The sequence below is a fragment of the Gemmobacter lanyuensis genome, from assembly GCF_014652355.1.
GTDB lineage: Bacteria > Pseudomonadota > Alphaproteobacteria > Rhodobacterales > Rhodobacteraceae > Gemmobacter > Gemmobacter lanyuensis.
Genome location: NZ_BMYQ01000001.1, coordinates 251,252 through 265,552, shown reverse-complemented (window position 1 = coordinate 265,552; position 14,301 = coordinate 251,252). Strand labels below are relative to the sequence as shown.

Genomic DNA, 14,301 nt, shown 5'->3' with positions numbered 1-14,301 from the left:
CCGCCGTCGGGAAAGACAGGGGTCAGAAGCTCTGGCAGCTGCCCCGCGCCTCAAAGTTGTTGCTATAGCCATAGGGGGTGGCGCGCACCGTCACCTTGCCGGTTTCCTTGAAGAAGGACAGCCGATAGCCCATGTGCGCCAGCCAGCCCGCATTGGCGCCGCGCTTCTCGACCTTGCAGACGTATTTCTGCCCCAGCATCTTCACCATCCGGTGCAGGGCGGCTTTGGGGGTTTCGGCAACCGCACCGAACGGCAGGGCGGTCAGGGCAGCTGCCGTCAAAATCACACGCAGCATGGAAAATCATTGGTTGAAATTTATATAAAAACATCAACCAAAAGAGTATTCAAGGGCCCGTGAACGCAAAAAGGGGGAAGCATGGCTCCCCCCTTTTAGTCTTTGATCCGGACGGGATCAGAACAGTTCGCTGCCCGACTGGGCCGAATGGGTCAGAAGCCCCATCACATAGGCCGCGACCGAACGGAAACAGACCAGGGTATAGCCCTTATCATCCGCCCAGAACGCCCCGGCCACCTGCGCGATGCGCGTGCGGCGCAGCTCACCGGGTTCCAGCGTGGCGTGATCGACCGGCGCGAGCTTTTGCAGCACCTCGACCGCCTTGTCGCCTTCAATGCGGAAGACCGCGCGGGCATCCGACACGTCCACCGCAAGGTGATGCTGACCGGCCAGCTTTTCCGCCAGCACCGCCAGCGCCCCGGCCACTTCGGCATAGGGCACGACGATCAGGTATTCATCCGGGCTCATCCAGCCGGCCGCCTTGTCACCCGCAATCTCGATGCGGCGCAGGGCGGGCAGCGGCGTGCCGGTGACGGCGGTCACCGCCTCGGCCAGCCCGACAACGTCGGGCTTGGCGCGGAGCGTAATCATGCCGACCGGGCCGATTTCCCGGATCGAGGCGAAGCCGTCGAACTTCGCGCCATTCAGTGCGCTGACGATCTTAGACATTCTGCTTCTCACCTTCTTTGTCGTAGAACACCGGATCGCAGATGCGAACCTGCTGGGTGCTGCCGTCAAGTTTGGTCATCTCGATGACTTCACCGATGCGCGACAGACCGCCCTTCACCAGACCCATGGCAATCCCGCGCTTGAGCGTGGGCGAGTAATAGGTCGAGGTGACGCGCCCCTGCGTGTTGCGCTGGCCATTGGCGTTGAAGCCGGGGGCCGGTGCGTAAGCGCCATCCTGGATGACCGACCCGTCGAGCGTTTCCAGACCCACCAGCTTCCAGCGGTCGGGGCTTGCCAGATAGGGCCGTTCCTGACCACGCTTGCCGAGGTAGTCGGCCTTCTTCTTCGAGATCGCCCAGCCGAGGTTCAGGTCCTGCGGGATCACCGTGCCATCGGTTTCATCACCGATCATGATGAAGCCTTTTTCGGCACGCATGATGTGCAGACCTTCGGTGCCATAGGGCATCAGCCCGAATTCCGCACCCGCCGCAACCAGCGCATCCCAGAACGCACGCCCTTCCGAGGCCGGAACCGCGATCTCATAGGACAATTCGCCCGAGAACGAGATCCGGTAAGCCCGGACGCGGAACCCGCCCAGCACACCATCCGCCCATTGCATGAAGGGCAGCGTCTCTTTCGAGACATCCATCCCGCCCAGCTTTTCAAGCAGCTTGCGTGCCTTCGGACCGACGACGGCGAACTGTGCATATTGCTCGGTGACGTTGGCGGTATAGACCTGCCAATCCCACCATTCGCATTGCAGCCAGTCTTCCATCCAGGCGTGGATACGGTCTGCACCGCCCGAGGTGGTGTGGCAAAGCCAGGTGTCCTCGTCGATGCGGGCAACCACACCGTCATCGGACAGGAAGCCCTGTTCGTTGCACATCAGGCCGTAGCGGCACTTGCCGATCCCGAGGTTCGACATGACGTTCGTATAGAGCATGTCGAGGAACTTGCCCGCATCGGGGCCCTTGACGATGATCTTGCCGAGCGTCGAGGCATCGAGCAGGCCCACGTTGGTGCGGGTGTTCAAGACCTCGCGGTGGACCGCCTGTTCGTGAGTTTCGCCCGCACGCGGGTAGCAGTAGGGGCGACGCCACAGACCAACGGGTTCCATATAGGCGTTCTGGGCCATGTGCCAGTCATAGACCGGGGTGCGGCGCAGCGGCTGGAAGATCTCGCCGCGGGCCTCACCCGCCAGCGCGCCGATAGTCACGGGCGTGTAGGGCGGACGGAAGGTGGTGGTGCCCACCTGCGGGATCGCGGTCGAAAGGCTGTCGGCGAGGATGGCGAGGCCGTTGATGTTCGAGAGTTTCCCCTGGTCGGTGGCCATGCCGAGCGTGGTGTAGCGCTTGGTATGTTCGACCGAGGTATAGCCTTCGCGGGCCGCCAGCTGCACGTCGCTGACCTTCACGTCGTTCTGGTAGTCGAGCCACATCTTGGCGCGCAGCTCGACCGGGGCGCCTTGCGGCATGACCCAGACGGCCTCGATCGGCGCTTCATGCGGCACCTTGGCCGAAGGCGCACCTTCGCCGCCGACGGCGCGAGTCGCATCTGCCAGAACCTCATCGGCCAGCAGATGGCCCGAGGCGGACCCGGCGGTCACAACCAGCGCCGAACCATCGTGGTTCAGCGGCGGGCGGGCCGGATCGGGGGCGAAATGGGCCTTGGCGGTATCCCAGTTCAGCTTGCCGCCGCAATGCGACCAGAGGTGCACGACCGGCGACCAGCCGCCCGACATGGCGACCGCGTCACAGGAGATTTCCTCCAGCACGGCGCCCTGCCCGGCCTGGGCGCAGATCGCCACGCTGGTGACGCGCTTGCCGCCCTTGACCTTGGCGATGCCCTTGCCGGCCTCGACCCGGATGCCCATGGCGCGGGCCTTGGCGGGCAGTTCGCCCGTCAGATTGGCGCGGGCGTCGAGGATCACCGGAACCTCAAGCCCCGCCTCTTTCAGCGCGATCGCGGTGCGGTAAGCATCGTCGTTGTTGGTGACGACAACGGTGCGGTCGCCCGGCGCCACGCCGAAGTTGATGACATAGTCACGCACGGCGCCCGCCAGCATCACGCCGGGGATGTCGTTGCCTGCGAAGGACAGCGGACGTTCGATGGCCCCGGTCGCGGTCACGATCTGACCGGCACGGATGCGCCACAGGCGGTGCCGCGGACGACCGTCGCCAGGGGTATGGTCGGCCACCTTCTCATCCGCCAGCACATAGCCGTGGTCGTAGGACCCGGCCGCCATGCAGCGGTTGCGGATGGTGACATTTTCCATCTTCGACAGCGCGGCGAGGGTCGCATTGACCCAGACCTCGGCCGGTTGGCCTTCGATCTCGACCCCGTCGACGACGGCACGGCCGCCCCAATGTGCGGTCTGTTCGACCAGCCAGATGCGCTTGCCCGCTTTGGCCGCCGTCAGCGCCGCTTGCAGACCGGCGATGCCGCCGCCCACGATCAGCAGATCGCAGAAGGCATAAGCCTGCTCATACCGGTCGGCGTCCCGCTCTTTCGGCACCTGACCCAGACCGGCCGACTGGCGGACGATCGGTTCAAAGACGTGCTTCCAGGCAAAGCGCGGGTGGATGAAGGTCTTGTAGTAGAAGCCCGCAGGCAGGAAGCGCGCGGCATAGTTGTTCACGACGCCAATGTCGAACTCGAGGCTTGGCCAATGGTTTTGCGAGGTCGAGGTCAGACCATCGAAAAGCTCGGTCGTGGTGGTGCGCTGGTTCGGCTCGAACCGGCCGCCGGTGCCCATGTTCACCAGCGCGTTCGGCTCTTCGGCGCCCGAACCCACGATGCCGCGGGGACGGTGATATTTGAACGAACGCCCGACCAGCATCTGGTCGTTGGCCAGCAGGGCTGCGGCCAGCGTATCGCCCTTGTAACCCTTCAGGCGCTTGCCGTTGAAGGAGAATTCACAGGCGGTGGTCCGATCGATCAGACGGCCACCCTTTGCAAGACGGCTGCTCATTTGTAACCCTTCCAGTCCGGCCGCTTGGCCTTGATCTTGGCGACGATTTCGGCGGGCGGTTCCGAGGTTTGGGCAGGATAGGTGCCGAAGACCTCAAGCGTCGCGGTGCAACGCGCCGCCAGGAACCATTTGCCGCAGCCATAGGCATGGCGCCAGCGTTCAAAGTGCACGCCCTTGGGGTTCTTGCGGGCGAACATGTAGTTTTCGAAATCCTCGTCCGACGAACCGGGACCGAAGCGTTTCAGGTGCGCCTCGTAGCCCGGGGTCAGTTCGGTTTCTTCGGCTTTGACGCCGCAATAGGGGCATTCAAGGATCAGCATGTCCGGGCCTCGTGCTTGCGGGTGTCATGGGGGCGTTGCCCCCATACCCCCAGGATATTTTTGCCAAGATGAAGGGGATGCATCAGTGCGCCACCCCTGCCGCAACGGATTCGTCGATGAACTGGCCTTCGCGGAAGCGCCACATGTTGAATTCTGCCGCGAGGGGGCCGGGTTCGCCCTTGGCCATCAGCTCGGCCATGGCCCAGCCCGAACCGGGGATCGCCTTGAAGCCGCCGGTGCCCCAGCCGCAGTTGATGAAGCAATTGCCCAGCGGCGTCTTCGAGATGATGGGCGAACGGTCGCCGGTCATGTCCACGATGCCGCCCCACTGCCGCAGCATCTTGAGCCGCGAGATCATGGGGAAGGTTTCGACCAGCGCGCGGAGCGTTTCCTCGATATGGTGGAAGCTGCCGCGCTGGGTGAAGTTGTTGAACCCGTCGGTGCCGCCGCCGATGACCATCTCGCCCTTGTCGGATTGCGACATGTAGCCGTGGACGGTATTGGCCATGACGACCACATCCATGCAGGGCTTGATCGGTTCAGAGACAAGCGCCTGCAGCGCCACGGCTTCGACCGGAAGGCGGAAGCCCGCCATATCGGCGACCTGGCCCGAATGGCCGGCGACGACGATCCCGAGCTTCTTGGTGCCGATGTAGCCCTTGGTGGTGTCAACGCCGACGACCTTGCCACCCTCGGAGCGCACGCCGGTCACTTCGCATTGCTGGATGATGTCCATCCCCATGGCCGAGCAGGCACGGGCATAGCCCCAGGCGACCGCATCGTGACGGGCGGTGCCGCCGCGGGCCTGGTAGAGCGCACCCAGAACCGGATAGCGAGGGCCATCGATATTGATGATCGGAACCAGTTCCTTGACCTTTTCGGGGCCGATCCATTCCGTCTTGACGCCCTGCAGGTTGTTGGCATGGACCGTCCGCAGGTAGCCGCGCACCTCGTGATGGGTCTGCGCCAGCATCAGCAGGCCGCGCGGGCTGAACATCACGTTGTAGTTGATGTCCTGGCTCAGGTCCTCATAGAGCGAGCGGGCCTTTTCATAGATCGCCGCCGAAGGGTCCTGCAGGTAGTTCGACCGGATGATGGTCGTGTTCCGGCCGGTGTTGCCGCCGCCGAGCCAGCCCTTTTCGATCACCGCAACATTGGTGATGCCAAAGTTCTTGCCCAGATAATAGGCGGTGGCAAGGCCGTGGCCGCCCGCACCCACGATGATGACATCGTAGGATGATTTCGGCGCGGGTGAGGCCCAGGCCTTGTCCCACCCTTGGTGATAGCGCAGTGCCTCGCGTGCGATGGCAAAGACCGAGTAACGTTTCATGGGTTGTCCAACTCCCTGTTCGGGTATGAAAGAACGATGCATCGGTCCGCGGGATTTTCCGCAGCGCCCAGCGGCACAATGGGGAAAATTGCGACCTCTGTGCAAAGGATATTTTACGCCCTGTGCGCGCCCCTGCGCGTGCCATGAATCGGCCCCGCCCGGCCTGCGACGCCAAGACCCTTTTGCCCGGCCCGCAGAGCCGCTACATGGAGGGGCGAAGGCAGGAAACGGAGACGGCCCATGATGATGTTCTGGCTGACGGCGGGGGCGCTGTTGCTTGCCTCGGTGGTGGCGCTGCTTCTGGGCATGCGGCGCGGAATTCCAGCACAACCGGCAGCGGCACAAGACCTTCAGGTCTATCGCGATCAGCTGGCCGAGGTGGAACGCGATGCCGCCCGCGGGACCATTGCCCCTGAGGAAGCCGCGCGGCTGCGCCTTGAAGTGTCCCGTCGCATTCTGGATGCCGATCGCGCCGCGGGCACCACGGCGACCGGTTCAGTTGCGACACGCGGGGCCACCATCGCCGCAGGGACCGTGCTGATTGCGACATCGGCGGCGGTCTGGCTTTATGAGCGGATCGGGGCGCCCGGCTATCCCGACATGCCGCTGGCTGCCCGTATCGCCGCCGCAGATGAGGCGCGCGCGAGCCGCCCTTCCCAAGCCGTGGCCGAGGCCGATGTGCCCCCCCACCCCGCGCCGGACGTCGAACCTGAATATCAGGCCCTGATGGAAAAGCTTCGCGCTGCCGTGGCCGAACGCCCCGACGATCTGCGCGGGCAACAGCTTTTGGCCCAGAACGAGGCGCGTCTTGGCCGTTTCACCGCGGCACTGGCCGCGCAGGATACGGTGATCCGCCTCAAGGGGGCAAATGCGACCGCCGAAGACCATGCCTCGCGGGCAGAGCTGCTGATCTATGCCGCCGGGGGCTATGTGTCGCCCGAGGCGGAAGCCGCGCTGACCGAAGCCCTGAAACGAGATCCCAAGAATGGAACTGCGCGCTATTATGGCGGCCTGATGCTGTTGCAGACGGGGCGGCCGGATCTGGCCTTCCCGATGTGGCGTGACCTGCTGGAAACCTCGCCCGCCGATGCGCCATGGGTTGCGCCGATCCAGCGCGACATCGCGGGTCTCGCGGCCATGGCAGGGGTGCGCTATGCCCCGCCGGGCGCCGCCGGGGCGCCGGGGCCGGATGCCGCCGCCATGGCCGCCGCCTCAGAAATGTCAGCCGAGGATCGCACCGCGATGATCGAGGGCATGGTCGCGCAGCTGAATGACCGTCTGGCATCCGAAGGGGGCAGCGCCGAGGAATGGGCGCGTCTCATTTCGTCGCTGGGGGTGCTGGGGCAGGCCGACCGCGCCCGCGCGATCTATGCCGAAGCCCAGACGAAGTTCACCGGCAAAGAGGCGGAGCTGGATATCCTGCGTGCTGCTGCCGAACAGGCGGGGGTGGCGCAATGATCTATGACGATGCCGTCGAATTTGCCGCCGCCCTGCCCCGGATGCAGCCGCTTGCGGGCCTTGACTTCGGAACCAAGACCATCGGGGTTGCGCTGTCGGATGTGATGATCAGCGTGGCCTCGCCGCTTTTGACCATCAAGCGGGTGAAGTTCACCGACGATGCGGTGGCCCTGCAGAAGATCATTGCCGATCGCCGCGTGGGCGGGCTGGTGCTGGGTCTGCCGCGCAACATGGACGGGACCGAGGGGCCGCGCGCGCAATCGACCCGCGCCTTTGCGCGGAATTTTGACCGGCTGCAGCCGATCCCGATTCTCTTGTGGGACGAACGTTTGTCCACTGTGGCTGCCGAACGGGCGCTGCTTGAGGCGGATATGTCCCGGATGCGTCGCTCTGAGGTGATCGACCATGTCGCCGCAGGGTTTATCCTGCAGGGGGCGCTGGACCGGCTGGCGCATCTGCGGCGGGAACAACGGGATGAGTGACGACGTCTGGAGACGGGCCGAGATCGAAAGCCCCTGCAAGAAGCTCTGCTCGGTGCATCCGGTAGAGCGGATCTGCGTGGGCTGCTATCGCACCATCGAGGAAATCGGCAGCTGGTCGCGGCTGACGCCAGATGCGCGCCGCGCGATCATGGCCGATCTGCCGGGCCGTGCCCCCCGTCTGCACAAGCGCCGCGGTGGGCGCATGGGGCGGATAGAGGGCTGATCAGCCCCCCGCCTCAGTCCCCGATCCAGGACGCCACATCGGGCAATTCCGGGCGGAAATAGGCGATGATGCGCCCGGCTGCGGGCGCCTCTGCGCCCTCGGCCCAGGGGCTGACCCCGTGCAGCAGATGGCGGTGGATCAGGATCGCCTCACCGGGGCGCGAGGGCAGATCGCGCCGGGGACAACGTTCAAAACACTGTTTGCGCGCGGCGGTATAGGCCGCCGTGATATCCACCCGGCCCCAGTCTTCGGTCGGATGGGGGCGCAGAGCCTCGGCCAGTGCGGCCCGCATGATGTGATGGCTGCCTTCCCAGACTGTCAGCGGTGCCGCGTCGGCAGAACAGGCATTCAGCGACAGGCCCAGCACCCAGGCATGGGGCTCTGCCACATAGCGGCGCTTATCGGCATCGGCGATCAGCCCATCCAGATGCGCGGCCCCCCGCCGAAGGCGGAAACCGTAGGCGGCCTCGCTCTCGGTTTCAGAGGGTTGGGGGTAGCCGGGCCGCATGACCGAAAGCTGCGCGCGATGCAGCGGCACGGGCGCAAGGCCGATCACATCCCAGGGCAGCGCCACCCCGCCGATGCATCCCGCCGCATCATTGGGCAGGGCATCGACCCCGACGAACCAGGTGCCGCCGCAGCGCCAGACTTCAGCACTGGTGGCCAGAACCTTTTCGGCCACCGGCAGGGCGGCCTCGGCCCAGGCCAGAATCTTCGGATGCGGCCCGATCCGCCGCCAACCGCAATCGCTTACCATCCCGCCACCTTCCGCAACATGTTCAGCGCCACCAGAATCAGGAAGGCCGCAAAGGCCCGTTTCAAAGGCTTGGGGTCCATCGCATGGGCCAGACGCACCCCGAGCGGCGTGGTCAGCAGCGTCATGGCGACGATGACGACAAAGGCCGGCAGGTTGACCGCCCCCAGCGTATAGGGCGGCGCGCCCGCAACCGGCATGACCAGAAAGCCGATGGCCGAGGGCACCGCAATGATCAGCCCGAAGCCCGAGGCCGTGCCGACGGCGCGATGGATCGGCATGCCGTAGAGCGTCATCATCGGCACGCCAAAGGTGCCGCCGCCGATGCCCATCAGCACCGACAGGAAACCAAGCCCCCCGCCAAGCGCCCATTTCCCCGGCCCCTGCGGCAGATGGTCGGCCAGCCGCCAATCCGCCCGCCCAAAGGCCATCCAGAGCCCGGCCACAAGACCAAGGCAGCCAAAGACCGCCTGCAGCGTCGTCGATTTCAACTGCGTCGCGGTCAGAAATCCCAGCACCGCACCGCCCCCGATCACCGGCGCCCATCCGCGCAGCAGCGCCCAATCCACCGCCCCGCGCCGGTCATGCGCCCGCACCGACCGCATGGCCGTGGCCATGATCGTGGCAAGCGAGGTGCCCAGACAGACCTGCATCAGCTGCGGCCCGTCATAGCCCAGATGCGCGAAGGCATAGAAGAACGCAGGCACTAGCACGATGCCCCCGCCCACACCCAGAAGCCCCGCGATGATCCCGGCCAAGGCCCCGATCCCCACCAGCAAAGCCAGCATCGACAGAAGGGTGATGGGGTCGGACATCCGGGAAACTCCGCTTGGGATCGGGCCGGAATACGGCCCGCGCGGGCGCAAGCTAGACCGCCCGCCGCGCCGCTTCCAGAGGGCGATTGTGCCGCAGCGCCGAAAAGGTTACGCTCTGGTCCAACTTTAAGATCGGTTTTCCTCCATGCCTTCCTCTCTTTTGCGCGCCGCGCTCGTTCTCGGGCTTTTGTCGGCGGTCGGCCCCTTTGCCATCGACATGTATCTGCCCGCCCTGCCCCGTATCGGTGCGGATCTGGGCGCAAGCGTGCCAGCCATGCAGGGCACGATCACCAGCTATTTCATCGCTTTCGGTCTTGCCCAGCTGATCTATGGCCCCTGGGCCGATCAGGCCGGGCGGAAGACGCCGATCTATGTGGGCCTTGGCATTTTCCTGCTGGGCACGCTGATCTGCACCTTCGCCCCCACGACCGAGGCGCTGATCTTCGGCCGTTTCGTGCAGGGTCTGGGTGGCGCGGCCGTGATGGTGGTGCCGCGGGCCGTGATCCGCGACCTGTCCACCGGGCATGAGGCGACGCGGATGATGGCGGCGATCATGCTGGTGATCTCGGTCTCGCCCTTCCTAGCGCCGCTGGTGGGAGCGGGGCTGATGGCACTGGCGGGCTGGCGGGCGATTTTCGGCGCGCTGATCCTGGCCACGGTGATTTCGCTGCTGATGACGCGGTTCCTGCTGCAAGAGACGCTGGCCCCGACCGACCGGCAGCCGGTTTCGGTCCGGGCGCTGCTGCGGGGGAGCGCGAAACTCCTGACCCACCGGGGCTTCATGGCGCTGACCCTGCTGGGCGGCTTTGCCATGGGCAGCTTCTTCGTCTTCATCGCCTCGGCGTCCTTTGTCTATGCCGAGGCCTTCGGCCTGACGCCCACACAGTTTTCGCTGGCCTTCGCGGTCAATGCGCTGGGGTTTTTCTCCTCATCGCAGGTGGCCGCGCGGCTGGGGATGCGCTTTGGCGCCCGCACGGTGATGGTGCGCGCCACCATGGGTTTTGCCGTCTTCACAATCGGGCTTTTCGGGATCGGGCTGATGGGCGGGGCGACGCTGGTCGTCACGATGGCGGGGCTGTTTCTGGCCAATGCCTGCCTTGGCCTTGTGATCCCCACCGCCATGGTCATGGCGCTGGATGATCATGGCGATGTGGCGGGGCTGGCCTCGTCGCTGGGCGGCACGCTACAGATGCTGGCGGGCGGCGTGATGATCGCCCTCACCGGCCCGTTCTTTGATGGATCGGTGCTGCCGATGCTCGCGGCGATTGCGCTTTGCGGGGCGCTGGCGCTGATGCTGGCGGGGGTGGTGGCGCGCCTGCCCGCCGCGCCGAAGGTTCAGGCCAGCGCCTGAACCTCGGCCAGCGCGGCATCAATCAGCTCTACCCCCGCCCCGGGACGCGAGGCCCCTTCCGACAGCACGCGGCGCCAGCCGCGCGCACCCGGGCGCCCGGTGAAAAGTCCGAGCATATGGCGCGTGATCTGATGCAACCGCCCGCCGCTCTCCAGATGGGCGGCGATATAGGGCTTCATCGCCGCGACCACGGCAAAAGCATCCGGGGCATGGTCATCCCCCCAAAGCGCATCCGCCCCGATCAGCACCTGCCCCGGATCGTGATAGGCCGCCCGCCCGATCATCACGCCGTCCAGCCCCTCGGCCAGCAGGTCGCGCGCAAGCTCCAGCGAGGCGATTCCGCCGTTGATGCAGATCGTCAGCTCGGGGAAGCGCCGCTTCATCTCGATCACCAGAGGATAGTCGAGCGGCGGGATCTCGCGGTTCTCCTTGGGGGACAGGCCCTGAAGCCACGCCTTGCGCGCATGGACCACGAAATGCGTAACCCCTGCCCCGGCTACCGTTTCGATAAAGCGCGGCAGGATTTCAGACGGGGTCTGATCATCCACCCCGATGCGGCATTTGACCGTCACCGGCACATCCGATTCCCGCGCCATGGCGCGCATGCAATCGGCCACCAGCGCAGGGCGCTCCATCAGCACCGCGCCGAAACAGCCCGATTGCACCCGATCCGACGGGCAGCCGCAGTTGAGGTTGATCTCGTCATAGCCCCAGGGCTGGGCCATGGCCGTGGCGCGCGCGAGCTCATCCGGGTCAGACCCGCCGATTTGCAGCGCAATCGGATGCTCCGCCCCGCTATAGTCGAGCAGCCGCGCCTTGGGCCCATGCACAATCGCGGGCGCCGTGACCATCTCAGTATAAAGCATAGCCCGCCGCGTCATCAGTCGATGGAAGAACCGGCAATGACGGTCGGTCCAATCCATCATGGGAGCGACCGAGAGACGGTGCGCCTGCGAAACAAGGGACCCCTTGGAAAATAAGGATTTGTTCTCAGTCATCTACGCCGCCGTTTCCTGCCGTTAGCCGCCGATTGGCGCCTATTCGGTGCGCGGTGGTGCACCATACGGTGCAGCATCCATCCTACGAAATCAGCGCCAAGAGTTTGGCCCATACCATGGTACAAGAGACGATAGAAGCAACATCCCGGCGCGTCGGCACCTGTGCCATTTTCTTCGCTTCAAACCTTTTTCAAAGCGATACCGCTGAGCAAAGATCCTTGCCACGAAAACATCGGACCGGAGACCGTCATGGCCACGTTCCACGAAGGCTATGGCAAGAAGAACGGCAAAATGCCGGAAGACCGCGTGGCGATCTTCCGGTGGGACGGCATCATGCAGTGGCAGTCTGCAGATCGGTCGTCAGCCCGCCATCCCGTGCGTTTGCGGACGGCGTGAGGTGGAAATAGCCGATCGTCGCGCGCACCTGTTCGGCCTGCGAGGACAGTTCCACTGCGCTTGAGGACAGGCTTTCCGACGCCGCGGTATTCTGCTGCGTCACGCGGTCAAGGCTCTGGATCGCGCTGGCAATCTGCGAAGTCCCGATAGACAGTTCCCGCGCATTGGCGGACAGGCCGGTCACAAGCTCTGCTGTCTGCTGAATGGCCGGCACCAGACGGTGCAGCATTTCACCGGCAAGCTGCGCCAGACGCAGGGTCTGCCCGGCAAGGCCGGAAATCTCGCTCGCCGAGGACTGGCTCTTTTCGGCCAGCTTGCGTACCTCGGCGGCGACGACCGCAAAGCCGCGACCGTTCTCTCCGGCGCGTGCAGCCTCTACCGCGGCATTCAGCGCCAGCAGATCGGTTTGTCGCGCGATTTCCTGAACCACCGAGATGCGTTCGGCAATGCGCGTCATCGCCTCCATCGCCTCGGCCACCACCTGCCCCGATTTCTGGGCATCAAGGGCGGATTGCGCGGCAATCTTTTCGGTCTGTGCGGCGTTTTCGGCGGAATGCTGGATGTTCGCGGTCATTTCCTCGACGGCGGCAGACACCTGCTCCGTAGCGGAGGACTGGACAGTTGCACTGCCGCTCAGCTCTGTCGAGGAGGTCGCAATCGCAGAGCTGCCCTCGCTCACACCATCAATGGCAAGCGCGACATTCCCCACCACATCGCGCAGGCTTTCGACCATCTCGCAAATCGTCTGGTGTAGCTGCGCGATTTCATCACTGCCGCGACGAGGCGCAACCTCGGTCAAGTCCCCCTCGGCAACGCGCCGCCCGATGCTTGCAATGGACTTCAGCGGCACCGACAACGTCCTGTGCAGGAACCACGCGGCTGCAACCAGCAAGGTGCAGAGAATGATGGCCGCCAGCCAGACGACACGGATCAGCTGGGCCTGGGATTTGGCCTCAAGTTCGGCACTTGACCACTGCGTGACGACAACACCGGTCACATCGCCCTTTTCACCGAACACCGCGGGCGATGCGATCAGCAATCCGTTCTCGGCCACCTCGACCTTGCCCGAGGCGATGGCCTTGCCGGCCAGATCGGTCGTGCGCTTCATCTGCGCCTCGTCGATCTCGCCCCCCTGGGCCTTGGGGGTGATCTTGGCGTCGAAGGCGACCGCCGAAGTCAGTTTGTCGGCGGCGCGTTTTTCAAGATCGGCAAAGACCGCTGTGATCAGATCGGTCTTGCCGAACTTGATTGCGCCCGCAACCTCGCGCGATGTGCTCCGCGTGCTGTCAAAGGCAAGGGCCTGCAGCCCCTCCATGGCCACGCTGCGCAGAAGTCCTGCTGCATTCAGGGTGATGCTGCCTGCAACGATCATGGTCAGCAAAATGATCATGGCAAGACATTTGCCGAACACCGATAGTCTGATGCGTCGCGGCGAGGTTACGGCCATCTGAATCTATCCCGTGTTATCTGGATGAGGGGGTCACATCAACGCTTCGGCATTGAGACCGATCGTCATCGTGCCGATCACCTGCGAGGTGGCAGGATCGGTGATCGAAATGGAGATCTGCCCCTGGTAGGTCTGGGTCGATTCATCAAGCTCGATTTCCCCCAGCAGCACGGCATCCGGCCCCGCCGAGAACACCTTGCTGAACTTGTCTTCATCACCTTGCCACATGTCGGACGTCGGCGCCGAGACCGCGACATTCAGACCGACATTGTCGGTGATGAAGACTTCGGTGATCTTGCCGCCGGAACTGTCGATCTGCGTGCGCAGGAAATCGGCCGCCGCGCTGGTCAAGATGGGCGTGATCGTCGGGCTGTCGGCCTGCCCCACCTCGGCGCGCCAGGCCGTATCCATGTTGTCGATCCTGGCCTGATCAATCCCCGCGCGTTCGGTATTTGCGGCATTGATCGCGGCGACCAGAACCGGGTCATTCGCCCAAGTCCGGATCGAACTGTCCAGATAGGCACGCATCGCGGCATCATATTCCGATGCATAGGCGGCAGTGGTCATCAGCGCCAAAGGCAGAACTGCAAGGCGAAACAGTTTCATTCCATTCTCCTGCTAAGGTTTCAGAATCACCCAACAAGAGATAACGGCAGGCCAAGCACCGCTGTTAACGGTGCAACTACGCATTCAGACATTGGCAGGCTCGGCCCAGATCCGCGCCCTCTGCGGCGGCAGCCCCCCAGAACGACGACAGGCCCCCGAGGAGGGGGCCTGCGAACCGAAGCTTTT

The 14,301-nt window shown here is 64.7% G+C and carries 14 protein-coding genes; 4 read left to right on the top strand and 10 right to left on the bottom strand.

Annotated elements, in window-relative coordinates; genetic code table 11:
• Positions 1 to 22 precede the first annotated feature (22 nt).
• The 5 genes from IE101_RS01255 to IE101_RS01235 form a co-directional block, all read right to left on the bottom strand.
• Positions 23 to 295 carry a hypothetical protein gene (locus IE101_RS01255; protein ID WP_189631990.1) on the bottom strand — a complete coding sequence of 91 codons (273 nt, stop codon included), beginning with the start codon at positions 293 to 295 and terminating at the stop codon, positions 23 to 25.
• Positions 296 to 412: 117 nt separating this feature from the next.
• The gene (locus IE101_RS01250) at positions 413 to 964 is read right to left on the bottom strand and encodes a sarcosine oxidase subunit gamma (protein ID WP_189631989.1); all 552 of its coding nucleotides are present in this window, start codon (positions 962 to 964) and stop codon (positions 413 to 415) included.
• Positions 957 to 3,935 carry a sarcosine oxidase subunit alpha family protein gene (locus IE101_RS01245; protein WP_189631988.1) on the bottom strand — a complete coding sequence of 993 codons (2,979 nt, stop codon included), beginning with the start codon at positions 3,933 to 3,935 and terminating at the stop codon, positions 957 to 959. The genes IE101_RS01250 and IE101_RS01245 overlap by 8 nt, the downstream gene beginning before the upstream one ends.
• Positions 3,932 to 4,255 (bottom strand): sarcosine oxidase subunit delta, encoded by a 324-nt coding sequence (locus tag IE101_RS01240; RefSeq protein ID WP_189631987.1) that lies wholly within the window; start codon positions 4,253 to 4,255, stop codon positions 3,932 to 3,934. Before IE101_RS01240 ends, IE101_RS01245 begins: the two co-directional genes overlap by 4 nt.
• Before the next feature lie 82 nt (positions 4,256 to 4,337).
• Entirely contained in the window at positions 4,338 to 5,585 is a 1,248-nt protein-coding gene (locus IE101_RS01235; RefSeq protein ID WP_189631986.1) for a sarcosine oxidase subunit beta family protein, read from the bottom strand.
• A 240-nt stretch (positions 5,586 to 5,825) separates the two neighbouring features.
• Between IE101_RS01235 and ccmI the strand changes: the two genes are divergently transcribed.
• From ccmI to IE101_RS01220, 3 genes are read left to right on the top strand one after another with little or no spacing between them, the layout of a single operon-like run.
• Positions 5,826 to 7,043, top strand: a complete 1,218-nt coding sequence (ccmI, locus tag IE101_RS01230) for a c-type cytochrome biogenesis protein CcmI (RefSeq protein WP_229803989.1) — start codon at positions 5,826 to 5,828, stop codon at positions 7,041 to 7,043.
• The gene (gene ruvX / locus IE101_RS01225) at positions 7,040 to 7,525 is read left to right on the top strand and encodes a Holliday junction resolvase RuvX (RefSeq protein ID WP_189631985.1); all 486 of its coding nucleotides are present in this window, start codon (positions 7,040 to 7,042) and stop codon (positions 7,523 to 7,525) included. Before ccmI ends, ruvX begins: the two co-directional genes overlap by 4 nt.
• A complete protein-coding gene (locus IE101_RS01220) occupies positions 7,518 to 7,748 on the top strand; it encodes a DUF1289 domain-containing protein (RefSeq protein ID WP_189631984.1) in 231 nt (76 codons plus the stop codon). Before ruvX ends, IE101_RS01220 begins: the two co-directional genes overlap by 8 nt.
• A gap of 13 nt (positions 7,749 to 7,761) precedes the next feature.
• Here the strand turns inward: IE101_RS01220 and IE101_RS01215 are convergent, their stop codons facing one another.
• Positions 7,762 to 8,505, bottom strand: coding sequence for a phytanoyl-CoA dioxygenase family protein (locus tag IE101_RS01215; RefSeq protein ID WP_189631983.1), 744 nt, complete (start codon positions 8,503 to 8,505; stop codon positions 7,762 to 7,764).
• Positions 8,499 to 9,317, bottom strand: a complete 819-nt coding sequence (locus IE101_RS01210) for a sulfite exporter TauE/SafE family protein (RefSeq protein ID WP_189631982.1) — start codon at positions 9,315 to 9,317, stop codon at positions 8,499 to 8,501. Before IE101_RS01210 ends, IE101_RS01215 begins: the two co-directional genes overlap by 7 nt.
• 145 nt (positions 9,318 to 9,462) lie before the next feature.
• Between IE101_RS01210 and IE101_RS01205 the strand changes: the two genes are divergently transcribed.
• Positions 9,463 to 10,668 (top strand): multidrug effflux MFS transporter, encoded by a 1,206-nt coding sequence (locus tag IE101_RS01205; RefSeq protein ID WP_189631981.1) that lies wholly within the window; start codon positions 9,463 to 9,465, stop codon positions 10,666 to 10,668.
• Here IE101_RS01205 and dusA read toward each other — a convergent pair.
• The 3 genes from dusA to IE101_RS01190 all read right to left on the bottom strand — a co-directional run bounded on the left by dusA (position 10,653) and on the right by IE101_RS01190 (position 14,115).
• Positions 10,653 to 11,666: a tRNA dihydrouridine(20/20a) synthase DusA gene (gene dusA / locus IE101_RS01200; RefSeq protein WP_189631980.1), complete on the bottom strand. Its 1,014-nt coding sequence runs from the start codon at positions 11,664 to 11,666 to the stop codon at positions 10,653 to 10,655. The genes IE101_RS01205 and dusA overlap by 16 nt on opposite strands.
• A 331-nt stretch (positions 11,667 to 11,997) precedes the next feature.
• Positions 11,998 to 13,509 (bottom strand): methyl-accepting chemotaxis protein, encoded by a 1,512-nt coding sequence (locus IE101_RS01195; protein ID WP_189631979.1) that lies wholly within the window; start codon positions 13,507 to 13,509, stop codon positions 11,998 to 12,000.
• A gap of 33 nt (positions 13,510 to 13,542) precedes the next feature.
• Complete coding sequence (locus tag IE101_RS01190) at positions 13,543 to 14,115, bottom strand: hypothetical protein (protein WP_189631978.1); 573 nt, start codon at positions 14,113 to 14,115, stop codon at positions 13,543 to 13,545.
• Positions 14,116 to 14,301: the final 186 nt, after the last annotated feature.